20 protein-coding genes are annotated in these 22349 nt (G+C 71.5%); 7 read left to right on the top strand and 13 right to left on the bottom strand.

What is annotated here, in order from left to right; translation table 11 throughout:
- The first annotated feature begins 4 nt into the window (after positions 1-4).
- From moaA to D0D15_RS24580, 3 genes are all read left to right on the top strand, one after another.
- Positions 5-1066, top strand: a complete 1062-nt coding sequence (gene moaA, locus D0D15_RS24590; protein ID WP_094005790.1) for a GTP 3',8-cyclase MoaA — start codon at positions 5-7, stop codon at positions 1064-1066.
- Between the two features lie 3 nt (positions 1067-1069).
- Entirely contained in the window at positions 1070-1327 is a 258-nt protein-coding gene (locus D0D15_RS24585; protein WP_094005789.1) for a MoaD/ThiS family protein, read from the top strand.
- A gap of 444 nt (positions 1328-1771) precedes the next feature.
- Positions 1772-2428, top strand: coding sequence for a LysM peptidoglycan-binding domain-containing protein (locus D0D15_RS24580; RefSeq protein WP_094005788.1), 657 nt, complete (start codon positions 1772-1774; stop codon positions 2426-2428).
- An 804-nt stretch (positions 2429-3232) separates the two neighbouring features.
- Here D0D15_RS24580 and D0D15_RS24575 read toward each other — a convergent pair.
- Genes D0D15_RS24575 through D0D15_RS24550 form a run of 6 tightly spaced genes read right to left on the bottom strand, consistent with a single transcriptional unit; the run spans position 3233 to position 7370 of the window.
- Positions 3233-4417, bottom strand: coding sequence for a molybdenum cofactor biosynthesis protein MoaE (locus D0D15_RS24575; RefSeq protein WP_094005778.1), 1185 nt, complete (start codon positions 4415-4417; stop codon positions 3233-3235).
- Positions 4414-4884 (bottom strand): cyclic pyranopterin monophosphate synthase MoaC, encoded by a 471-nt coding sequence (gene moaC, locus D0D15_RS24570; RefSeq protein WP_094005777.1) that lies wholly within the window; start codon positions 4882-4884, stop codon positions 4414-4416. The genes D0D15_RS24575 and moaC overlap by 4 nt, the downstream gene beginning before the upstream one ends.
- Positions 4885-4914: 30 nt before the next feature.
- Positions 4915-5331, bottom strand: a complete 417-nt coding sequence (locus D0D15_RS24565; RefSeq protein WP_094005776.1) for a VOC family protein — start codon at positions 5329-5331, stop codon at positions 4915-4917.
- A gap of 14 nt (positions 5332-5345) precedes the next feature.
- On the bottom strand, positions 5346-5768 hold the full coding sequence (locus tag D0D15_RS24560) for a helix-turn-helix domain-containing protein (protein ID WP_094005775.1): 423 nt from the start codon (positions 5766-5768) through the stop codon (positions 5346-5348).
- On the bottom strand, positions 5768-7162 hold the full coding sequence (locus D0D15_RS24555; protein WP_094005774.1) for an NAD-dependent malic enzyme: 1395 nt from the start codon (positions 7160-7162) through the stop codon (positions 5768-5770). The genes D0D15_RS24560 and D0D15_RS24555 overlap by 1 nt, the downstream gene beginning before the upstream one ends.
- Positions 7163-7181: 19 nt before the next feature.
- A complete protein-coding gene (locus tag D0D15_RS24550; protein ID WP_094005773.1) occupies positions 7182-7370 on the bottom strand; it encodes a hypothetical protein in 189 nt (62 codons plus the stop codon).
- Positions 7371-7458: 88 nt separating this feature from the next.
- On the opposite strand from D0D15_RS24550, the gene D0D15_RS24545 reads away from it, so the two are divergent.
- Positions 7459-9693, top strand: a complete 2235-nt coding sequence (locus tag D0D15_RS24545; protein ID WP_115944770.1) for a helicase-associated domain-containing protein — start codon at positions 7459-7461, stop codon at positions 9691-9693.
- Positions 9694-9735: 42 nt separating this feature from the next.
- On the opposite strand, the gene D0D15_RS24540 is transcribed toward D0D15_RS24545, so the two are convergent.
- From D0D15_RS24540 to D0D15_RS24515, 6 genes are all read right to left on the bottom strand, one after another.
- A complete protein-coding gene (locus D0D15_RS24540) occupies positions 9736-10080 on the bottom strand; it encodes a DUF742 domain-containing protein (protein ID WP_233157288.1) in 345 nt (114 codons plus the stop codon).
- Positions 10081-10607: 527 nt separating this feature from the next.
- Complete coding sequence (locus D0D15_RS24535) at positions 10608-11033, bottom strand: roadblock/LC7 domain-containing protein (RefSeq protein WP_094005770.1); 426 nt, start codon at positions 11031-11033, stop codon at positions 10608-10610.
- A gap of 128 nt (positions 11034-11161) precedes the next feature.
- Positions 11162-11770, bottom strand: coding sequence for a GTP-binding protein (locus D0D15_RS24530; RefSeq protein ID WP_094005769.1), 609 nt, complete (start codon positions 11768-11770; stop codon positions 11162-11164).
- Positions 11751-12467 carry a DUF742 domain-containing protein gene (locus D0D15_RS24525; protein WP_094005768.1) on the bottom strand — a complete coding sequence of 239 codons (717 nt, stop codon included), beginning with the start codon at positions 12465-12467 and terminating at the stop codon, positions 11751-11753. The genes D0D15_RS24530 and D0D15_RS24525 overlap by 20 nt, the downstream gene beginning before the upstream one ends.
- Positions 12468-12493: 26 nt before the next feature.
- The gene (locus D0D15_RS24520; RefSeq protein ID WP_017985274.1) at positions 12494-12946 is read right to left on the bottom strand and encodes a roadblock/LC7 domain-containing protein; all 453 of its coding nucleotides are present in this window, start codon (positions 12944-12946) and stop codon (positions 12494-12496) included.
- On the bottom strand, positions 12943-15849 hold the full coding sequence (locus D0D15_RS24515; protein ID WP_094005767.1) for a sensor histidine kinase: 2907 nt from the start codon (positions 15847-15849) through the stop codon (positions 12943-12945). Before D0D15_RS24515 ends, D0D15_RS24520 begins: the two co-directional genes overlap by 4 nt.
- 529 nt (positions 15850-16378) lie before the next feature.
- On the opposite strand from D0D15_RS24515, the gene D0D15_RS24510 reads away from it, so the two are divergent.
- The 3 genes from D0D15_RS24510 (at position 16379) to D0D15_RS24500 (ending at position 19712) form a co-directional block, all read left to right on the top strand.
- Positions 16379-17308, top strand: a complete 930-nt coding sequence (locus D0D15_RS24510) for a glutamate ABC transporter substrate-binding protein (RefSeq protein ID WP_094005766.1) — start codon at positions 16379-16381, stop codon at positions 17306-17308.
- A complete protein-coding gene (locus D0D15_RS24505) occupies positions 17305-17949 on the top strand; it encodes an amino acid ABC transporter permease (RefSeq protein WP_094005765.1) in 645 nt (214 codons plus the stop codon). Before D0D15_RS24510 ends, D0D15_RS24505 begins: the two co-directional genes overlap by 4 nt.
- 860 nt (positions 17950-18809) lie before the next feature.
- Positions 18810-19712, top strand: a complete 903-nt coding sequence (locus D0D15_RS24500) for an amino acid ABC transporter permease (RefSeq protein ID WP_094005764.1) — start codon at positions 18810-18812, stop codon at positions 19710-19712.
- Here D0D15_RS24500 and D0D15_RS24495 read toward each other — a convergent pair.
- Positions 19615-22155 carry a sensor histidine kinase gene (locus tag D0D15_RS24495; RefSeq protein ID WP_115944769.1) on the bottom strand — a complete coding sequence of 847 codons (2541 nt, stop codon included), beginning with the start codon at positions 22153-22155 and terminating at the stop codon, positions 19615-19617. The genes D0D15_RS24500 and D0D15_RS24495 overlap by 98 nt on opposite strands.
- Between the last annotated feature and the right edge of the window lie 194 nt (positions 22156-22349).

The following is a 22349-nucleotide window of genomic DNA, read 5'->3' as shown; positions in this document are numbered from 1 at the left end:
GTCAATGAGTGCGGTAGATCTCGGGCTCCCCCGCGTGCCGGGCACACGCGGAACCACGCAGCCCCGCCCCGACAACCCCGCCCTCGTCGACACGTTCGGCCGTGTGGCCACGGACCTGCGCGTGTCGCTGACCGACCGCTGCAACCTCCGCTGCACGTATTGCATGCCGGCCGAGGGCCTGCCCTGGATGCCGGGCGACGAGGTGCTCACCGACAGCGAACTGGTGCGGCTGCTGCGGATCGCGGTCGAACGGCTCGGGGTCACCGACATCCGGCTCACCGGCGGTGAACCGCTGCTGCGGCCCGGGCTCGAGCACCTGGTCGCCGAGATCACGGCGTTGCGCCCGCGGCCCCGGCTGTCCATGACCACCAACGGGATCGGGCTCGCCAAGCGCGCCCGCGCGTTCGCCGAGGCGGGTCTGGACCGGATCAACATCTCGCTCGACACCGTCGACCCCGAAACGTTCGCGAAGATCACCCGGCGCGACCGGCTGAGCCACGTGCTGGACGGCCTCGCCGCCGCGCGCGCCGCCGGGCTGGACCCGGTGAAGGTCAACGCGGTGCTGCTGCGCGGGATCAACGAGCACGAGGCCGCCCCGCTGCTGCGGTTCTGCCTCGAGCACGGCTACCACCTGCGATTCATCGAGCAGATGCCGCTGGACGCCCAGCACGGCTGGAACCGCGCCGATATGGTGACGGCCGAGGAGATCTTTTCCTTGCTCAGCAAGGAGTTCACGCTCTCGCCCAGCCCGGAGGCACGCGGCGGGGCGCCCGCGGAGCGCTGGCTCGTCGACGACGGGCCGGCCGACGTCGGGATCATCGCGTCCGTCACGCGGCCGTTCTGCGCGGCCTGCGAGCGCACCCGGCTGACCGCCGACGGCGCCGTGCGGTCGTGCCTGTTCAGCAACGACGAGACGGATCTGCGGGCGCTGTTGCGCGGCGGCGCCGGCGACGAGGAGATCGCCCAGGCCTGGCGGATGACGATGTGGGGCAAGCTGGCCGGCCACGAGATCAACGACGCCGGCTTCGCCCAGCCGATCCGGCCGATGAGCGCGATCGGGGGATGAGTCTTGACCGTCAGCGTCCTGGTGCGCTATTTCGCGTCCGCGCGCGCGGCCGCGGGCGTGGAAGAAGAGGTACTCCAGTTGCCGGCGGGCGCCTCGGTCGCCGAGGCCGTCGTCGCTCTCCGTGATCGCCATCCGGAGACCCTGCCCCGGATCCTCCAGGCGGCCAGCTTCCTCGTCGACGGGGTGGCCGTCCGCGACCCCTCACGTCCCCTCCCGGAGGGGGCCGAACTCGACGTGCTGCCGCCCTTCGCGGGCGGTTGAACGAGGTTCACGAATGGTCCAACCGCGCCAAAACGACGTGACCCAGACCTCACGATCGGTGAAATATCTCGACTTGGAAACGGCCAGGTAACGGCGCGCTGACCAGGAGAAACGACGAGATCGGCACAGGTTGCTCGATGTTACTGTGATGTAGGTCACACGTCGAATAATTTCCGATCACGCTCGCCGTTACGTACCGTCGCTTTTCGGCTGGCCCCGACCGGCCACGGCAACACCGGGATTCCGAGCGCCAAGTCCTGTCCGGCGGAATCCCGGACCAAACCCCGAGCGAAAGAAGATCTTCCGGACAGGGACGAAGAGGGTCGGACCCGAGCGTTCCGCGAAGGCCCGATTGGCTCGCCCGGACCCCGCCGGGTGGAGCAGGACCCGTTCCCGGGTTCGCCTCGCAGCATGGCTCGTCGGCGCGAAGATCGAGTTGATGGAATGTCCTACCGAGGCAAGCACCGCAAGATGTCCCCCGCCGCTCGCAACATCGCCCGAGTCGCTGTCGCGGGTATCGCGGTCGGCACCCCGCTGGCGATCGCCGCGACCCCCGCGCAGGCCGCCAGCGTCAACTGGGACGCCATCGCGCAGTGCGAGAGCGGTGGCAACTGGAGCACCAACACCGGCAACGGCTACTACGGTGGTCTGCAGTTCTCCGCCAGCACCTGGAAGGCCTACGGCGGCACCGGCAACCCGGCGAACGCGTCGCGTGAGCAGCAGATTGCCGTCGCCGAGCGCGTCCTGCAGGGCCAGGGCATCGGCGCCTGGCCGGTGTGTGGCAAGAAGGCCGGCTCTTCGGCGAGCTACAAGGGCAGCAACACCCAGGGCTCGACCCAGAAGAAGGCCGCCACGCCGAAGAAGAAGACCACCACCACCGCTCCGAAGAGCACGCCCAAGAAGAGCACCCCGGCTCCGGCGGTGAGCGTTCCGACCTCCAACCCGAACGGTGACTACACCGTGGTGGCCGGCGACACGCTGTCCGAGATCGCCAAGAAGTTCAACGTCGAGGGCGGCTACCAGAAGCTCCAGGAGCTGAACTCGCAGTACATCTCGAACCCGAACCTGATCCTGGTCGGGCAGAAGATCGCCACGAAGTGACGCTGGGGGTGTCCGGCCGCCCCACCGCAATCCCCCGGGCGGTGGGGCGCCGGCACCCTGGCGGTTCGGGTTCTCGTGACCCGTACCCGCCCGCGTCCGGCCCTCAGGGCCGTTGGCCTGCTCCGTCCCGCCCCAGTCGGTTCGGGTAGGTCCCCGGGGGGCCACCACGGCCAGGGAGTCGACCGACGCGAGCCGCCCCAGCGGTTCCGGGCAGGGCGCCCCGATCCGCCGTGATCAGGGGGAAGTTGACCCACTCGTCTGCGCCCCAGCGCTTCGGGCAGGCTCCCAGGCCACCACGGTCAGGGAGTCCACCCACTTGAGCCGCCCGGCGGTCCGCGCAGGCCCCCTCAGGCCACCACGGCCAGGGAGTCGACCGACGCGAGCCGCCCCAGCGGTTCCGGGCAGGTCGCCCCGAACCGCCGTGATCAGGGGGAAGTTGACCCACTCGTCTGCGCCCCAGCGCTTCGGGCAGGCTCCCAGGCCACCACGGTCAGGGAGTCCACCCACTTGAGCCGCCCAGCGGTCCGCGCAGGCCCCCTCAGGCCACCACGGCCAGGGAGTCGACCGACGCGAGCCGCCCCAGCGGTTCCGGGAAGACCCCTAGGCCGCCCCGATCAGGGGAAGTTGGCCTGCTCGTCCCGCCCCAGCGGTGTGAGCAGGCTCCCGCGGTCCGCCGCGATCAGGGGTGGTTGACTCACTCGTCCGCGCCTCAGCGGTTCGGGCAGGCCCCTCATGCCACCACGGTCAGGGCGGTGACCCGCTTGAGCCGCCCAGCGGTTCCGGGCAGGCCCCCAGGCCGCCTGATCAGGGGGAGTTGACCCACTCGTCCGTGCCATCGGTGAAGTGCTGGTGCTTCCACACCGGCAGCTGGGCCTTCACCTCGTCGACGAGCTCGGCGCAGGTCGCGAAGGCCTCGGCACGGTGGTCGGCGGAGACGGCGCAAGCCAGCGCCACGTCCCCGATCTCGAGCGCCCCAACCCGATGGCTGACAGCGACGGCCCGAACCCCCCTCGGGCGGCCGGCAACCTGAGCCACCACGCGGGCGAGAACGTCCCCCGCAGTCGGGTGCCCCTCGTAGAAGAGCGCCTTGACGCCCTTCCCCCCATCGTGGTCCCGGACGACACCACCGAAGGTGACAACCGCCCCGGCGGCCTGATCATCCACGAGGGCAGCATGCTCCTCGACGGACAAGGCCCGATCCGTCACCTCGGCCCGCACGATGCGCGTGGCCGCCGATTCCGCGCTCACCGCGCCCTGGAGGTCGGCAGCGTCCGATCCCGCCCCAGCCCCCTCCGGCGCCTCAGCACCAGCCTGAGGACCGTCCACGGCGCTCCCGGCGTCAGCCTGGGCACCCGGCGCAGCTGCGGCACCAGCCGCCTCAGAACCTCCAGCGGCCGCACCCCCCACTCCGGCACCCGGCTCAGCCGCCTCCAAGCCGTTCGCGGCCACCGGGCCGTCCGCGCTCGTCACCGTGGCCCCCGCAGCGGCCGCCTCCCCGGCCGGACGCGGGTGGTCGCCACCCGCGAGCTGGTCCACCGCGTGCATCAGCACCCCGTCGAGCACGCCGAGCCCGTCCGTCACCCCGCCGCGCGAGCCGGGCAGGTTCACCACCAGCGTCCGGCCCGCCACGCCGGCCAGGCCCCGCGACAGCACCGCCGTCGGCACCTTCGGCAGCCCCGCCGACCGGATCGCCTCCGCGAGCCCCGGCAGCTGGTGGTCCAGCAGCGGCGCCGTCACATCCGGCGTGCGGTCCGTCGGCGACACCCCGGTCCCGCCGGTCGTGATGACCACCTGCACGTCGTCACGCAGCGCCTCGCGCAGGGCCTGGGCCACCGGGTCACCGTCGGGCACCACCCGCGGCTCCGGCACGTCGAACCCGCGCTCCCGCAGCCACCCGACGATCACCGGCCCCGTGTGGTCCGCATACACCCCCGCCGACGCCCGGTTCGACGCGACGATCACCCGTGCCGTGCGCTTCTCGTTGCTCATGGCCGCTCCCAGACACCGGACTTGCCACCGAGCTTGCGCTCCAAACGGACCCCGTCCAACGTGGCTGCGGGATCGACGGCCTTGATCATGTCGTGCACGGTGAGCCCCGCGACGGCAACCGCCGTCAGCGCCTCCATCTCGACCCCCGTGCGATCGGTGGTCTTGACGGTCGCCGTGATGCGCACTTCCGCCGGCCCCAGGTCGAACTCGACCGTCACGCCGGACAGGGCGATCTGGTGGCACAACGGGATCAGCTCCGGGACCTTCTTGGCCCCCATGATCCCGGCGATCCGCGCGGTCGCTAGAGCGTCACCCTTGGGCAGGCCGTCGCGGGACAGCAGGTCGATCACCTCGGCCGTGGTGCGCACGACCCCGGTGGCGACCGCGGTGCGCGCGGTGGCCTCCTTGCCGGAGACGTCGACCATCCGGGCAGCGCCCTTGTCGTCGACGTGGCTCAGTTCACTCACGCCGACAAGGCTAAACGCCCGGGGACCGGCTCAACCCACCCGCACCGGCTGGTTGATGCGAATCGCGTTGCCGAACGGGTCCCGCAGCCCGCAGTCGATGCCGTACGGGCGCTCCGTCGGCTCCTGCGTGAACTCCACGCCCTTCGCCAGCAACTCCTCGTACGTCTTGCGGCAGTCGTCCGTCGTCAGGCCGATCCAGCCGCCCGTCGCGCCCTTCGCCAGCAGCTCGCGCACCTGCGAAGCGGTCGCCTCGTCCATCGCGGGCGGGCCGGGCTTCTCCAGGAGGATCTCGCGCCCGGGCTCGCCGGGCACGCACACCGTCAGCCATCGCATGAAGCCGAGGTCCTGGTCGATCTTGACCTCCAGCCCGAGCTTGCCCACGTAGAAGTCGAGCGCCTCGTCCTGGTCGGTCACGAAGATCTGGGAGAGAGTGATCGCGTTGAACATGCCCGCAACGCTAATCAGCCGGCCCCGCCCCTGGCTTCTCCGAAACTGCTCGGTCGCGTCCAGGCCATCGCGAAGCACGTGGGCGCCGCCACCGCCCCTGCGCCGCCGGCGCGGTACTCCGACGGCGACTGCCCGACGATCTCGCGGAACGTGCGGCTGAACGTGCCCAGGCTGGTGAACCCCACGGCGAGGCAGATGTCGGTGATGCTGCGATCGCTCTCCCGCAGCATGAACATCGACCGCTCCACCCGCCGCCGCTGCAGGTACCGGTGCGGCGTCTCGCCGAAAGTGGCGCGGAACGTGCGGATGAAGTGCGCCTCCGAGACGTGCACCATCCGGGCCAGGGCCGCGACGTCGAGGGGCTGCGCGTAGGCGCGGTCCATCGCGTCGCGGGCCCGCAGCATCCGCCGGTTCGACTCCTCGACGGCGCGGCTCATCAGCTCGTGGCGCCGGACTTCCGCGCCGCCGCCTTGACCGCCTCCGCGACGGCCGGGGCCACCGCCGAGTCGAACACGCTCGGCACGATGTAGGAGGCGTTGAGCCGGTCGTCCACCACGTCGGCGATCGCGTTCGCGGCGGCGAGCAGCATGTCGTCGGTGATCTCGTGCGCCTGCGCGTCGAGCAGGCCCCGGAACACGCCGGGGAACGCGAGCACGTTGTTGATCTGGTTCGGGTAGTCGCTGCGCCCGGTGGCGACGACCGCCGCGTGCTTCTGCGCTTCGAGCGGGTCGATCTCCGGGTCCGGGTTGGCCAGCGCGAACACCACCGGGTTCGGCGCCATCGTCGCGACCTGCTCGGCCCCGAACAGGTTCGGCGCGGACACCCCGATGAACACGTCGGCACCGACGAGCGCGTCGTGCAGCGTGCCGGACACGTTGTCCTTGTTGGTGTTCTCGGCCAGCCACCGCAGGTTCTCGTCCAGATCGGACCGGCCCAGGTGGACGATGCCGTTGATGTCGGCGGCGATGATGTCGCCCGGCTTCTTGTGCATCAGCAGCCGCATGATCGCCGAGCCGGCCGCGCCCGCGCCGCTCACCACGATCTTGCAGTCCTCGATCTCCTTGCCCACCACGCGCAGCGCGTTGCGCAGGGCGGCGACCACGACGATGGCGGTGCCGTGCTGGTCGTCGTGGAACACCGGGATGTCGAGCTGCTCGCGCAGCCGCTTCTCGATCTCGAAGCAGCGCGGCGCGGCGATGTCCTCGAGGTTGATGCCGGCGTACACCGGCGCGAGCGCCTTGACGATCTTGATGATCTCCTCGGTGTCCTGGGTGTCCAGGCACACCGGCCAGGCGTCGACGTCGGCGAACTTCTTGAACAGCGCCGCCTTGCCCTCCATCACCGGCAGGGCCGCGGACGGGCCGATGTTGCCGAGGCCGAGGACGGCCGAACCGTCGGTGACGACCGCGACCGTGTTGCGCTTGATGGTCAGGCGCCGCGCGTCGGCCGGGTTGGCGGCGATCGCCTGGCACACCCGCGCCACGCCCGGCGTGTACGCGCGGGAGAGGTCGTCACGGTTGCGGAGCTGGACCTTCGGCGACACCGACAGCTTGCCGCCGAGGTGCATGAGGAAGGTGCGGTCGGAGACCTTGCGCACCCGGACGCCGGGCAGCGCGTCGAGCGCGTCGGTCACGACCTCGACGTGGTCGGCGTTGGAGACGTTCGCCGTGATGTCGACGACGATCGCGTCGGCGTGGGACTCGACCACGTCGAACGCGGTCAGCACGCCGCCGACCCGGCCCACCGCCGAGGTGAGGTCGCCCGCGGCGCTCGCGGACGGCGGCGCCTCGACACGAACGGTGATCGAATACCCGGGGCCGGGAACCGGCACGGCAGTAACCCCCTGCTGTCTACTTGTTGATCTCGGTCTCGGGGTGCACGTACGGCACGGTGTCGAGCGGGAACGTCACGTTCCCGAACGGCGACAGCGCGCCCTGGCGGTCCGCCGAGAGCTCGGTGACCGGGTGCTCGCCGTCCGGCAGATGCGGCCAGGTGGGGTCGATACGACCGCTCTTCTTGTCCTTGTCGCCCTTCGCCACTTCATCCTCCAGTGCTCGGCACCTACGGTTCCCAGTTTGCCTCACAGCCACCCGAACCCGATGGTCAGGGCAGGTATCCTCACCTGTGATGCCCGCGACCTCCCTGGCGGACTGGCTGCGGTCCGCGTCCGACGACGAGCTGGGCGTGCTCCTGCAGGCCAGGCGCGACCTGGCGACCCCGCCGCCGTCCGACAGCACCGTGCTGGCCACCCGCGCCGGCACCCCCGGATCGGTCGCCAGGGCGATGGAGGACCTGGACACCTTCACCCTTTCCGTGCTCGACGCGCTGCTGGTCGCCGACGCCGACACCGAAGCCGTCCCGCTCGCCCGAGTCGCCGAACTGGTCGGCGCCGACGTCCGGTCCGCCGTGGACCGGCTGCGCTCGCGGGTGCTGGCCTGGGGCGACGACGACGCGGTCCGCGTGATCCCCGCCGCGCGCGAGCTGGCCGGGCCGTTCCCGGCCGGGCTCGGCGCGTCCGCGCCCGGCCTGGACGTCGAGTCCGCGCTCGCCGAGGTCGGCGACGACGAACGCGGGCTGCTCGGCGCCCTCGCCGCCGGTCCGCCCATCGGGCGCACCCGGGACGCGGCGGCCGAACCGTCGCTGGCCGCGGACGCGAAACCGGTGCAGAAGCTGCTCGCCCGCGGACTGCTGCTGCGCCGCGAGGACGACACGGTCGAGCTTCCCCGCGAGGTGGCGATCGCGCTGCGCGGCGGCCGGATCTGCTCGCCCAAGGCGTTGCGGGAACCGGAGCTGCCCACCAAGCCGCACCAGCAGTCCACAGTGGACGCGGCGGCCGCGGGCGAGGCGATGGAGTTCCTGCGGCAGACCGAATCGCTGCTCACGCAGTGGTCGGAACAGCCGCCACCGGTGCTGAAGTCTGGCGGTCTCGGGGTGCGTGAGCTGCGGAAGCTGGCCCGCGAACTGGACACCGACGACAACCGCGCGACGCTGCTGGCCGAGCTGGCGGTGGCGGCCGGGCTGGTCGCGGACAGCCAGAGCACCAGCCCGGAGTGGGTGCCGACGACGCTGGCCGATTCGTGGCTGGCGTCCGAGCCGGCGCAGCGGTGGGTCATCCTCGCCGAGGCGTGGCTGGACCTGCCGCGGCTGCCCGCGCTGGTCGGTCAGCGCGACGCGAAGGACAAGCCGATCGTCCCGCTGTCCGACGACCTGCGGCGGCCGCTCGCGCCCGCGGTGCGGCGGCAGGTGCTGGGGACGCTGGCCGAGCTGCCGCGCGGCGCCGGTGTGCACGGCGCGGACGACCTGGTCGAGCTGCTCGCGTGGCGGGCGCCGCGCCGGGGCGGGCGGTTGCGGGACGAGATGGTGCGGTGGACATTCGCCGAGGCGTCGGCGCTGGGCGTGATCGCGCTGGGTGCGCTGACCACGGCGGCCGGGGCGCTGGTGGACGGGGATCGCGCGGGCGCGCTGAACGCGGTGTACGACGCGATGCCCAAGCCCATCGGGCACGTGCTGGTGCAGGCCGATCTGACGGTGGTGGCGCCGGGGCCGCTGGAAATGGACCTGGCCGCGGAGATCGCCGCGGTGGCCGACGTCGAGTCCGCCGGGCACGCGACGGTCTACCGGATCACGGAGGCGTCGGTGCGGCGGGCGCTGGACACCGGCCGGACCGCCGACGAGCTGCACGAGCTGTTCCGGAAGCGGTCGGCGACCGAGGTGCCGCAGTCGCTGACGTACTTGATCGACGACGTCGCGCGGCGGCACGGCAGGCTGCGTGGCGGGGCGGCGGGCTCGTTCCTGCGGTGTGACGACGAGGTGCTGCTCGCGGAGGTGATGGGCAACTCGGTGTCCGGCGAGTACGAGCTGCGCAAGATCGCGCCGACGGTGCTGGTCAGCCCGTATCCGCTGGCCGAGGTGCTGGACGGGTTGCGGGCGGCCGGTTTCGCCCCGGCGGCGGAGGGGCCGGACGGGCGGGTGATGGACCTGCGCCCGGCGGGACGGCGGGTGCCCGCGCGGCCACGTGCGGCGCGGCGGGTGGTGCCCGAGCCGGCCGGGTTGACCGGCGAGCAGGCCGCGTCGGTGGTCGCGCACGTCCGGGCGCTCGACCGCGCGGCGGCGAGCCGCAAGGGGGCGGCCGTGCGCCTGCCGGGTGGCGGTGGGGGTTCGGACACGGCGGCCACGATGGCGCTGCTGGCACGAGCCCACCGCGAACGGCGCGAGGTGTGGATCGGCTACGTGGACGCCCACGGAACGGCCAGCCAGCGAATCGTCAGGCCGACCCAGGTGGGAGGCGGCGTACTGATCGGCAGCGACGACGAGCGGTACCCGCTGCACCGGATCACCTCAGCCGCCCTGGTGGACGACTGAGGGTTGGGTTTTTCGGGCTCGCGGGCAGCACCCACGACGGAGTCAGAGCCGCCGCAGGCCTTGCAGCACCCGGTTCATGAACTCGCGCGACGAGCGGTCGCCGAAGGACAGCCCGGACTGGTGGATCAGCACCAGCCCGGCGTTGTCCAGGTCGCTGACCAGCACCTTCACCACGTTGAGCGGCAGATCCAGGTACGCGGCGATCTCCGCGATCGACCGCGGCTCGGCGCACAGGCAGCAGATCCGACGGTGCTGCACGCCGGTCACGGCCTGCGGCACGCGACCCCGGTCGGTGGTCGACACCAGCGCCTCGAGCGCCAGCTCGTAGTCCGGCCGGGTGCGGCCGCCGGTACGGGCGTAGGGGCGCATGATCATCCGCGTCCGCACGGACGCCTCCGAGCCCCTCGACTGCGAGGGCGGCACCCCGCCGCCGGCGACGAAGCCGGCCCCAGTCCCACCGCGAGCGCGGGTCGCAGCAGCAGCCCCGGCACCAACGCCGACGGCCGCCCCGGCTTCCAAGCCCGAGCCGGTATCGAGACCGCCCCGCGCTCCAGCGCCTAGCCCAGCCCGCGCAGCGGCACCAGCACGAGCGTCGGCCGCAGGGGCGACCCCGGGGCCGGCCTCAAAACCAGCCCGCGAACCGGCACCCGCGCCGGCCTCAGCACCGCTCCGCGCACCAGCGCCACTCCGCGCGCCGACCCGCGAACCCGCGCCGGTCTCAACCCCGCTCCGCACCGAAGCCGTCCGCCCCACACCGGGCGTCGTCCGGACGGGGGTGCGTACCGGCAGCACCACCGGCTTCTTCGTCAGCACGAACCGCGCCGGCGAGTCGATCCCCTCGCGGTCGGTGCCCTGGTGCAGCCGGTCCCACGCGTCGGCCCCGGGGCGGCCCGCCCCCTGCGAAAGTCCCCGCATCAGCGCACGCCACCCTGGAGCTGGCTGCGCAGCTCCGGCGTCATCTGCATCCCGACCCGGTCCACCAGCAGCGTCATCTCGTACGCGACCGTCCCGATGTCGGAGTTCGGCGCCGCCAGCACGGCCAGGCTCGACCCGTCGCTGATCCCCATCAGGAACAGGTACCCGCGCTCCATCTCGACCACCGTCTGGTTCACGAAGCCCGCTTCGAAGCACCGCGCGGCACCGGAGGTGAGGCTCACCAGCCCGGACGCGACCGCGGCCAGCTGGTCGGCCCGGTCCTTGGGCAGCCCCTCCGACCCGGCCAGCAACAGACCGTCGGCGGAGACGACCACGGCGTGTGCCGCGCCGGGGACCCGTCGCACGAAGTCGGTGATCAGCCAGCCGAAGCCGAAGCCGCTCGACTGCTGTGCCGATGCCGTCATGTGCCTCCTCACCGGTCGAGCCTGTTTTGCGATTATTCCGACCAGGGTATTGCCGAACCCGGCCCTGGTGGCCTGCCGTGCGGGGTGATCTCACATCGATTCACCCTTCCGGCGGCACGGTTACCCGATCACCCCGGTTGTAACGCGCGGTCCCGGTTGATCGCGTGCTCCACGACCGTGATCAGCACCTGCTTGGCCGACTCCTTCTCCCGCGCGTCGCAGGCGATGATCGGCACCGACTCGGAGATCGTCAGCGCGTGGCGGACGTCCTCGATCTGGTGGTGCAGCAGCCGGTCGAAGCAGTTGATCGCCACGATGTAGGGCAGCTTCCGGTTCTCGAAGAAGTCGATCGAGGGGAAGGCGTCCGCCAGCCGCCGCGTGTCGACCAGCACGACCGCGCCGATCGCCCCCACCGCGAGGTCGTCCCACATGAACCAGAACCGGTGCTGCCCCGGCGTGCCGAAGACGTAGAGCACGAGGTCGTCGCCGAGCGAGAGCCGGCCGAAGTCCATCGCGACCGTCGTCGTCACCTTGTTCGGGGTGGCGGTCGTGTCGTCCACCGACACGCTGGCCTCGGTCATCACCGCCTCGGTGGTCAGCGGATCGATCTCCGAGACCGCGCTGACCAGGGTCGTCTTGCCCGCACCGAAGCCGCCGGCGACCACGATCTTGGCCGACTGCGTCGGTCCCGTCGCGGCCGACGTGTTCGCGTCGGAGTCAAATTCTCCGAAGCCCACTGAGCACCCTCTCCATGAACTCGATACTGGGACGATCGCCGACGACCGACGTCGTGGAATGGACCAGGACCAGGCCGAGATCGACGGCGTCGCCGATCAGCACCCGCGCGACCCCCAGCGGCATGCGCAGGTACGCCGCCACCTCGGCCACGGAGCGCGTGTCCAGGCACAGGCCGCAGATGGACCGGTGCTCGGGCACCCGCACCCGGTCGAGCATCCGTCCCCGCTCGCTGGTCGAGACGAGTGCTTCGATCGCCAGATCGTAGCTGGGACGTGTCCGCCCGCGCGTCCGGAAGTACGGCCGGACCAGACCGGAGGTCTCCTCCGCCGCCACCGGCGCCGGGACCGGCGGGAAGCTGGGGTGGCTCTCCGCGGCGGGTCCGGACGGCAGCTGACCGGCCGGGGCCAGCGGCCCGCCCGAGTCGCCGAACAGGTCCGCCGCGGGACCGGACATGAGCCGGTCGCCGGAGATCTCCGGGTATTCGGTCGCCCCGTAGCCCGGTGGCTCGGGGTCGCTCAGGGTACTGGACCGCTTCTCGCCCGCCGCCGCCCGGCGCAGGCGCCAGGCGCGGTCGACCTTGGCCCGGAACGTGGTCCAGTCCTCGGTCCGCGCCGCCTGCGCCTCATCCGGCCAGGCGGTTTCGGCGTCGTCGTCCAGCCGTCCCGAGCCCACGCCCGTCGGCTGAGCACCGTCCACTGCAGTCCCTCTCGTGCCCGGCGCGCTCAACCGCGCGCGGCTCCTTGGAGCTGTGCCCGCATCTCGGGTGTCATCTGCTGACCGACCCGATCCACCAGAAGCGTCATCTCATACACCACGAGGCCGATGTCACTGTCGGGCGACCCCAGAACCGCCAGGCAGGAGCCGTCCGACACGGACATGAGGAACAGGAAGCCGTTGGCCATCTCGACCACCGTCTGCGCCACGGGCCCGCCCTCGAACACCTTCGACGCGCCCCGCGCCAGGCTGGTCAGCCCCGACGCCACCGCGGCCAGCTGGTCCGCGCGGTCCTTCGGCAGCCCCCGCGACGCGGCCAGCAGCAGCCCGTCCGCCGACACCACGACCGCGTGCGCCGCACCGGGTACCCGGTGCACGAAGTCCGTGATCAGCCACGCGAAGCCGTTCCTCGGCGCCTGCGGCGTGGAACCTCCCGGCTGCAGCGATCCCGCCCGTGTCACTCCTCACTCCTCACTGCCTCGTCCGGCGGGGTGGTTCCCCCGCCACTCACCGGGTCGCCCTGGTCAGAGGGGCCCGGCGTGTTCTCCTGCAGCGCGTGACGGCCACTGACGTAGCCGCGCTGGAAGCTCGCCATCCGTTCGCGCGCCGCCTCGGCGGAGCGGGCCAGTGCGCCCTGCCCCGGCCGCCCGACGGTGGTGTCGGTGAAGGCATCGGGCTCGCCCACCGGGATCGATCCGGGGACGAGGTGCGCGTTGGGCACCCGCTTCGGCAGTCCGGCCGGAGTGATCTCCTCCTCCCGCGACTCGAGCAGGGATTGCGCCGCGCGCCAGCCCTCATCGGACACACTGTGCCAAAGATCGGCGTTTTTGTCGTCGGCCTCCGGTGCTTCCTCGGCGGCGGGTGCGGGTTCCTCCTCCAGGTCGCCGCTCACCGAGGCGGGGTCCTCCCCCTCCGCACTGAACCACCTCGACACAACCGACTGGTAGATCGGCAGCCGCTTGGTGGGCACGTCGTCGTCGAAGATGCTCTCGGTGACCGGCGGCGGCTCCTCGGCCGGCTGCTCGGTGACCGGCACGTACTGCGGCTCGCGCTGGGGCAGGGCCAGTGAGCCGAAGTGGTTCGGCGGCTCCTCGTGGGGCGGGGCGGAGCCGTTCGACGACGGTTCCTCGGCCCGCGGCTTGCCCCGGCTGAGGTAGGCCGCGTGGGACGAGCCGGCGACCAGGTCGTCGAGGCTGATCGGCTGGTCCAGCGGTTGCAGCACACCGGTCGGAGCCTGGTCCTGGTCCGGCCGCCGGGCGGGCTCGCGGCGCGCCAGGTTCGACGGCGTGCGCTGCGCCGGCACCGGAGGCAGGTTCGGCGACGACGTCTCGGCCGGCCGCGGCATCGGCTCCGGCGCGACCGGGCCGAGCAGGTCCGGCGGCACGACGACACGGGCGATCACCCCGCCGTCGATGTCCTCGTTCTCCCGCAGCCGCACCTCGATGCCCTGCCGCTGGGCCAGTCGCGCGACCACGTACAGGCCCATCCGGCGGGTCACCGACACGTCCAGGTCCGGCGGGTCGGCGAGGCGCCTGTTGGCCTCGGCGATCTGCTCGGGCGACATGCCGACACCGCGGTCGGTGATCTGCACGGCGAGCGCCTTCTTGCGGGTCACCACGGCCCGGACGCTGACCTTGGTCTCCGGCTCGGAGAAGTAGGTGGCGTTGTCGAGCAGCTCGGCGAGCAGGTGCACCAGGTCGTGCACGGACGGGCCGCGGACGGCGACCTCGGGGATCGCGCCGACGTCGACCCGCGCGTACTGCTCGATCTCGGACACCGCCGCGCCGATCACGTCCGCGGCGGAGACCGGTTTGGGCATCGACTTGCTCAGGCCCGCGCCGGAGAGCACCAGCAGGCTCTCGCCGTTGCGGCGCAGCCGGGTCGCCAGGTGGTCCAGCTCGAACAGGCTGGCGAGATGGTCGGGGTCCTGCTCGTCGGCCTCCAGCACGTCGATCACCGCGAGCTGGCGCTCGACCAGGCGCTGCGACCGGCGCGAGAGGTTGACGAAGATGCCGTTGACGTTCTCGCGCAGCAGGGCCTGCTCGGCGGCGAGGCGCACGGCCTGGCCGTGCACCACGTCGAAGGAACGGGCGACCTGCCCGATCTCCTCGGTGGTGTGGACCGGCACCGGCTCGATCGCCTTGGCGGCGGCCGCGGCCGGGTCGGCCTCGCGCATGATCCGCTCGACCGCGTCCGGCAGGTGCACCTCGGCGACCTGCAGCGCGGTCGAGCGCAGCGTGCGCAGCGGCCGGATCAGGGAGCGGGCCACCACGTACATCAGCGTGAGCACGATCAGCAGCCCGGCGAGGATGATCGCGATCGTGATCAGCAGGTTTTGCTGCTGGACGCTGATCAGGCCGTCGGTGTAGGTGGCGGCGTCGGCGAGCAGCCGGTTCTGCACCTGGCTGATCAGGTTGAGCGTGTCCGACGAGGACTGCGCCACCGCGGCCGGGTCGATGGCCAGCGCGAGCGGCGGGTTCGCCTGGGCGCGCAGCAACGCCAGCTGCTGCAGGGTGAACCGCTGCGAGACCTGGGGGCCGGACAGCGTGGTCGAGTAGTCCAGCTGGGCCTGCGGGGTGGCGACGGCGTTGAACCGGTCGATCGCGGCGACCAGGTTCGACTGCGCGGTCGTGAGGTTCTTCAGCTCGGCCGGGTCGAACTTGCCGCGGATCGCGGCGCTGCGCAGGTAGGAGTTCTGCTGGGCGGAGTACTCCTTGGCGTCGGCGAGGAAGCCGAGCGCCTCGTGGCGGTCCTGCAGGCCCTGGTCGGTGACGTCGGCGTCGAACTCGTCGGCGATCAGCTGCAGCGCGTCGATGACGCCGGTGTAGCCGGCCTGGGCAGCCAGGCTCGGGAAGTCCGCGGCACCGGCCGAGGACCGCAGCTGGCTCAGGCCGTCGAGGCGCGCGAGGCCCTGCTGGTAGCGAGCGGACGTGGCCTGGTCGCTGATCGCGGAGACCTCGCTGACGGCGCCGCGCACGGTGTCGGCGGCGGTCTCGGCGGTTCGGATCGCGTTGTCCAGTTCGGTCCGGGCGGCCGGGCGGCCGGAGGCGATCCACGCCGACATCGCGTCCCGCTCGCGTTGCAGCGCGTCGACCTCGGCGGCGACCTTCTGGCTGAGGTCGATGCGTTGCTCGGCGTGCTGGTAGACGGTCATCGTCTCGAAGCTGTCGTACACGCGCAGGCCGGCCAGGGACAGCGCGGCGGCGGTCGGCACGGCGACCACCGCGGCGATCTTGGCGTTGACGCGCCAGTTCGCGAGACCACGGACCCGACGTCCGCGCTCACCACCGGTCGATGCTCCGATCGCGTTGTCCTGCGCACTGACGTCGTTACTCTGTGCGACAGGCGACTCCGCCGGGGACACTGCCTTGCGACCGCGCTCCCCGCTCGTGGGCTGGGGCACCGAGGACTTCCTTCCCGGTTCGAGCTGTCCAGTTTCCGCGTTTCCGCACTCGGGTCCCACGCCATGAGAACCAGGACGTGAATGGTTAACACGGGGCCACCCGATTGGGGGTAGAGGCTATCGGCTGCCGGAAGGAAAGGGAAGCCGGGCAGATGGCTCTCACCACGAACTTTGCCCCTCACTCCGGTGACGAATTCTCACCAACTGTCTCAGTGACACTGCGAATGCACATCACGCAGCGTGCACCGCCGGAGGCCGGGCGGGCTGTTATCTATCTCACTATCCGGAGGCTGGGACGAGGCTGTGACAGGCGGCCGGTGAATGTCCCACCAACCCCGGCGCGAGCTCACAAGGACTTGACGCGAGCGTTGGACCTGCACAATCCTGCGCCTTGACTCGTGATCTACTCCCACCCGTTCGGGTACCCCTTGCGTCACTGAGAGTAGATAGCGGCGACAGGCTCCACGTCCAGGAGGGATCCGGCCACACCATGACGGCTTCGATACGGCGACGGCGCCTCGCGGCCCTGCTCACAGCGGTCGCGCTCGGCGCGGTGACCGCGTGCACCTCGAGCGGGGGCGCGGTACCACCGACCAGCGGGACCGCGGACCAGGAGCAGAGCCTCCTCGATCGGGCGCCCGTCGCGTCCGACGCGGACCTCGCGACCAGCCCGACGGCGCAGGCGATCAAACAACGCGGGCAGATCCTCATCGGCAGCCAGCTGGACACCCCGCTGCTGTCCCAGCAGAACCCGACGACCGGGCAGACCGAGGGGTTCGACGCGATCCTCGGCCGGCTGCTGGCGAAGTACATCCTGGGCCAGCCGAACGTCAAGATCGTCAATTCCACGTCGCAGATCCGCGAGGCGTTGCTGCAGAACAACACCGTCGACGTGGTCCTGCACACCTATTCGATCACTCCGGTGCGGGCGGAAAAGGTGTCCTTCGCCGGGCCGTACTTCGTGTCGGGGCCGGCGATCATGGCGCGCAAGGGCGATTCCAGCGTGACCAAGCCGCAGGACCTGAAGGGCAAGCGGGTGCTGGCGGTGACGAACTCGACCGGGGCGGCGCTGGTCGAGCAGTACGAGCCCGCGCAGGTGATCACGCTGAGCACGAACTCGGAGTGCGTGACGGCGCTGGAGCAGGGGCGCGGTGACGTGTACGTGAACGACCTGACGCAGCTGGCCGGGAACGCGCAGACGAACGACAAGGTGCAGATCAACAGCGGGACGTTGGGTCAGGACCCGTACGGCATCGGGATCCACCACGGCGACGAGACGTTCAAGCGGTTCATCAACGCGTGGCTGGAGAAGATCCAGGCGGCGGGGCTGTGGCAGGAGGCGTACAAGCAGACGCTGGGGACGGTCATCCCGGGTGACGCGCCGGTCCCGCCCAAGACGGGTTCCGTCCCGGGATCGTGACCGGCTGGGGCGGTTACCTCGGGGAATTCGCCGAGGGCGCGCTGAACACGGTGTTGCTGACCGTGTTCAGCGCGGTGGGCGCGATCGTGCTCGCGGTCGTCATCACGGCATTCCGGATTTGCCCGGTTCGCCCGTTGCGCGCGTTCGGGACCGGCTATGTCGAGCTGTTCCAGAACATTCCGCTCGCCGTGTGGCTGGTGCTGTTCGTATTCGGCCTGCCGACGGTGGGGATCAAGTTCGGCCTGTTCACGACCGCCCTGCTCGCGACGGCGCTGTACATGGCTTCGTATTACGCGGAAACGCTGCGGGCGGGCGTGAACGGCGTGGAGGCCGGCCAGGCGGAGGCGGCGCGGGCGCTGGGGCTCGGTTTCGGACAGTCACTGTGGGCGGTGGTGCTGCCGCAGGCGCTGCGCACGATCATCCAGCCGCTCGGAAACGTGACCATCCAGCTGCTGATGAACACGGCCCTCGCCGCGGCGGTCGGTGTGGTGGAGCTGACGGAGGCGACGAACCGGGTGAACCTCGCCCTGGCGGAGCCGCTGCCGCTGTACATCGGGGCGGGCGTCTGTTACGCCGTGCTGGCGCTGCTGATCTCCACGGGAGCCGGCGTACTGGACCGAAAGCTGGCGGTACCCCGATGAGGGCGGGGCGGCTTGAGCGGGACTGGGGGCATCGGTCGCCTTCTGGCGGCCATTGCTGCACGACTGGGCCAATCATCCACGCGCGACCGGCACAACCGCTGGTGCACGAGCGGCCCAGCCACAGGCGCACCACCGGGCCAACTGTCGCGGTACCACCGGCCCAACCGTCGTCATGCGAGCGCCCCAACCACCGCTGCACCACCGGCCCAACCGCTGCGGCACCACCGGTCCGCCCGTCGCCATACAAGCGGTCCCAACGTTGGCGCACCACTGGCCCAGCCGTCGCTGCGCGAATGGCCCAGCCGCTGCCACACAGTCAGCCAGCCCTGGCGGCACCGCTGGCCCAGCCATCGCCCTACCAGGCATTGCCGCACGACTGCCCCGGTTGTCCCGCACCACTCGCCCAACCACTGCTGCACCGCTGCGCCAGTCGTCGCCACGCCACCTGCCCAGCCATCGCCGCACGAGTGGACCAATCATCGCCGCGCCAGTGGCCCAACCACTGCTGCACCACCGGCCGCTGTCACCGCACGGGCGGCTCAACCGTCACCACGCGAGCGCCCCAGCCATCGCGGCACCACTGGCCCAGCCACCACGGCACGACTGGCCCAGCCATCACCGCATGACTGGCCCACCGATCGCCTCACGACCGGCCCAGCCATCACCGCATGACTGGCCCACCGATCGCCTCACGACCGGCCCAGCCATCACCGCACGAGCGGCCCAACGATCGCCACACCACCAGCCCAACCACCACCGCACCACCAGACCACCGCACCACCGGCCCAGCCGCCATCCCATGAGCCGTCCAACCGTCGCCCTGCGAGAGGGACACTCGTGCTGACTCAGGCAGTTCGCGCATGACCTCCGTTCTCTTCGACAGCCCCGGTCCGCGCGCCCGGCGGCGGATCCGCATCGCCACCGTCGTCGCGACGGTGGCCGGCCTCGTGCTCCTCGCGTTGGCCGTGCGGCAGTTCGCGATCAACGGGGAGCTGTCCGCGGACCGCTGGGCGCCCTACGGCTCCTGGCCGATGTGGCGCTACCTGCTCGGCGGCCTCGGCGGCACGGCCCTCGCCGCGATGCTGGCCGTCGTGATCGCGATGGTCGCCGGGCTCGTGCTCGCGTTCGGGCGGATCTCGCGGCACCTCGCCGCCCGCGCGCCGGCCCGGGCGTACGTCGAGGTCGTCCGGGTCGTCCCGTTGCTCCTGCTCATCTACTTCGCGATGTTCGCGCTGCCGCGGTACGGCGTGGACCTGCCACTGCTCTGGAAACTCGTCCTCCCGATCGCGGTGTCCCGCGCCGCCCAGTTCGCCGAGATCTTCCGCAGCGGCTTCCGCTCGCTCGAAGCCGGCCAAGGCGAGGCCGCCGCCGCGCTCGGGATGCGCCCCTACCAGTCGATGCGGTACGTGATCTTCCCGCAGGCCATCCGCCGCGTGGTGCCGGCGCTGATCAGCCAGACCGCGGGCGTCGTGAAGGACACCTCGCTCGGGATCGTCGTCAGCTACGCCGAACTCCTGCAGAGCGGCAAGGTCCTCGCCGGCTACAACCGGCTCCTGATCCAGACCTACCTGGTCATCGCGCTGCTCTACTTCTTGATCAACTACGCGCTGTCCCGCCTCGCCCGCGCGATCGACGCCCGCCAGCGGCTCGCCGGGATCGAACCGGTCAGCCCTCGGAACCCCGCGCGTCGCGGGCTCGGGCGAATCCGTTCTGCAGCCGCGACATCCGGTGGCGGACCTCGTGGGGATCGAGTGAGAGCGTAGGCGTGTCGAACGACTCCGGCCGTCGCCGCACCTGCTGCGGGAAGTTCGGCGGATTCCCGTCGACCGCCGCGTCGTCGTCCGCCGACGGCCACTCCGGCTCCGCCGGCCAGTCCGGCTCCTCCGCCGCCGAGCGGCGACTGACCGGCCAGTGCTCACCCGTCGTGAACCACCGCGACAGCACCGCCTGGTAGGCGGGCATCCGCTCGGTCGGCTCCTCGTCCTCCGGCGGGAAGGCGTCGTTGTCCGAGGTCGGCCAGTCGACCCGGCCCTCCTGTTCGACCGGCGTGCGGGCCGGTTCGTCCCGCACGACCGGGATCGAGACCGTGTCGTCCGGCTCGGGTTCCGGCGCGGGCGCCGGCGCGGGCTGCGGGATCGGCTTGAGCGACGGCAGCGCGACCGGCACCGGAGGCGGCTCCGGCGCGGGCGGCGTGACCGGGGCGGGAAGCGGTTCCGGCACCGGCGCGACGTTCTCGATCACCAGCCGGGCCGGGACGACGACCGTCGCGACCAGCCCGCCACCGTCCGCGGAGCGCAGCCGCACCTGGATGTCGTGGCGCTTCGCGAGCGTGGCGACCACGAACAGGCCCATCCGCCGCGACACCTCGACGTCCACCTCGGGCGGATTCGCCAACCGCTTGTTGGCGCGGTCGATCTCCGGCTGCGGCATCCCGGCGCCCTGGTCGGTGATGTGCACGTGCCAGGCACCGTCCTCGGCGAGCGAGCTGACCACGGTCACCGTCTTGTCCGACGGCGAGTAGAGCGTGGCGTTCTCCAGCAGCTCGGAAATGACGTGCACCAGGTCGTTGCACGCCTCGCCGCGGATCGCGATCTCCGGCATCGCGGTCAGCTCGATGCGCTGGTAGTGCTCGACCTCGGACAGCGCCGCGCCGATGATCTCCTCGGCGGCGACCGGTTCGGCCTTTTCGTCACCGAAGTCGTGCCCGGACAGCACGAGCAGGTTCTCGCTGTTGCGGCGCATCCGCGTGGCCAGGTGGTCGAGCTCGAACAGGCCGCCGAGGGTCTCCGGGTCCTGCTCGTCGGCCTCCATCCGGTCCAGCACGGACAGCTGGCGTTCGACCAGGTTCTGGCTGCGCTTGGACAGGTTGACGAACATCGCGTTGATGTTCTCCCGCAGCAGGGCCTGCTCACCGGCCAGCCGCACCGCTTGCCCGTGCACCGCGTCGAACGCGCGGGCCACCTGTCCGACCTCCTCGCGGGTGAACACCGGCACGGGCGCCACGCCGCGGTGTGCGGTCATGAAGTCGGGATGCGGGTCGGCGAGGATCTCGTCCACCGCCGCGGGCAGGCGGTGCTCGGCGACGTCGAACGCGGTGTTGCGCAGGATCCGCAGCGGCCGCAGCAGCGAGCGGCCGATGACCACGGCGAGCACCGCGCACAGCAGCAGAGCGCCGAAGACCACCGCGGCGTTGACGATCGCGGAGCGGCGCGCGTCGGTGGCGAGCGCGTCGCACCGCTGCTGCGTCCGCACCTGCAGCGTCTGCTGGAACTGGTAGGTGAGGTCGATGGTCCCGGTGATCGCCTGGTCCCATTGGCGTGAGTCGAGGCCGGACAGGCTCTGCCCGTTCTCCGTCCTGGTGATCGCGAGTTCGAACACCGAATTCGCCGTCTGCACCGCCGGGCCCGCCACGGTCTGCTCGTAGGCGCGCTGCTCGGGCGGGGTGGCGAACTTCCGGTAGTCGTTCTGCGCGGCCGCGAGCTGGGCGTCCGCGCCGAGGAGCTTCCGCAGCCGGTCGTCGGACACCTCGCCCTCCGCGAACGCCTGGCCGAGCACCGCCCGTTTGACCGACATCTGGTCCTTCACGCGGGCGAGCGCGTTGGCGGCCAGCCGCAGCCGCGCGACCTCCGCGTCCGCGATCTCGGCGACGGCCTGGTCGGACAGGTCGAGAACCCCGGAGATGAGGTCGCTGTAGGAGGTCAGGATCGAATCGGCCGACGAGTTCGAGAACTCACCCGAATAGCGCAGTCCCGGCAGGGAGTCGAGCCGGGACTGGGCTTCCGTCAGCTCCTCGGCGCTCGCCGTGGACAGCAGCGACTGCTGGGCGGCGAGTTCCCGGGCGAACGCGCCGGCGGCCTGGTCCACCCGGGTGCGCTGGTCGCGCACCTCGTTCAGCCCGTTCCGGCGGTGCCCGGCGACGTACCGCACGGTCAGGTCCCGCTCGCGCTGCAGTTCGTTGACCACCGCGTTGACGCCCGCGTCGACGCGCGCGTGCGCGGCGAGCTCGGCCAGCTGTTCGGCGTGCCGCAGGTTGGCGCGCACGTGCAGGGTGATGAGCGCCAGCACGGTCAGCATCGGGATGAGCAGGACGGCGATCAGCTTCGTGCGCAGCCGCCAGTTCCTCAGCCGCCACCGGCTGCCTGCACGGGTGTCCGGTCGCCGGTCCAGCGCCTCACCGCTCTCGGGACGCTTGTGCCGCCGGGCCACCTGACTTCCTTCTCTAGCCGTCTTGCCGGACTCGGATCGGCACCGGCTGGGTCACCAACCCCGGAGAGGGTAGCGACCGCGGACACGCGCCCCGCCCGCACTAACCGTGATGCGGTCCGTCGGCGATCGTATTGGCCCCGGACCGCGGCTTCTACCCGCTGGCCGAAATCTTTCGCTGGGCAAGACGCCCGGCA

This window comes from Amycolatopsis thermalba (assembly GCF_003385215.1).
Taxonomy (GTDB): domain Bacteria; phylum Actinomycetota; class Actinomycetes; order Mycobacteriales; family Pseudonocardiaceae; genus Amycolatopsis_E; species Amycolatopsis_E thermalba.
Note: the sequence above shows the minus strand (reverse complement) of the source record. Positions and strands in the feature narration are given on the sequence as shown.

What these genes read in the sequence shown, in the direction of transcription:
- D0D15_RS24575 (WP_094005778.1), bottom strand. Translation starts at nt 4,417, where the DNA reads ATGAGCAACGAGAAGCGCACGGCACGGGTGATCGTCGCGTCGAACCGG.
- D0D15_RS24580 (WP_094005788.1), top strand. Translation starts at nt 1,772, where the DNA reads ATGTCCTACCGAGGCAAGCACCGCAAGATGTCCCCCGCCGCTCGCAAC.
- D0D15_RS24510 (WP_094005766.1), top strand. Translation starts at nt 16,379, where the DNA reads ATGACGGCTTCGATACGGCGACGGCGCCTCGCGGCCCTGCTCACAGCG.
- D0D15_RS24560 (WP_094005775.1), bottom strand. Translation starts at nt 5,768, where the DNA reads ATGAGCCGCGCCGTCGAGGAGTCGAACCGGCGGATGCTGCGGGCCCGC.
- D0D15_RS24500 (WP_094005764.1), top strand. Translation starts at nt 18,810, where the DNA reads ATGACCTCCGTTCTCTTCGACAGCCCCGGTCCGCGCGCCCGGCGGCGG.
- D0D15_RS24545 (WP_115944770.1), top strand. Translation starts at nt 7,459, where the DNA reads ATGCCCGCGACCTCCCTGGCGGACTGGCTGCGGTCCGCGTCCGACGAC.
- D0D15_RS24565 (WP_094005776.1), bottom strand. Translation starts at nt 5,331, where the DNA reads ATGTTCAACGCGATCACTCTCTCCCAGATCTTCGTGACCGACCAGGAC.
- moaA (WP_094005790.1), top strand. Translation starts at nt 5, where the DNA reads ATGAGTGCGGTAGATCTCGGGCTCCCCCGCGTGCCGGGCACACGCGGA.
- D0D15_RS24535 (WP_094005770.1), bottom strand. Translation starts at nt 11,033, where the DNA reads ATGACGGCATCGGCACAGCAGTCGAGCGGCTTCGGCTTCGGCTGGCTG.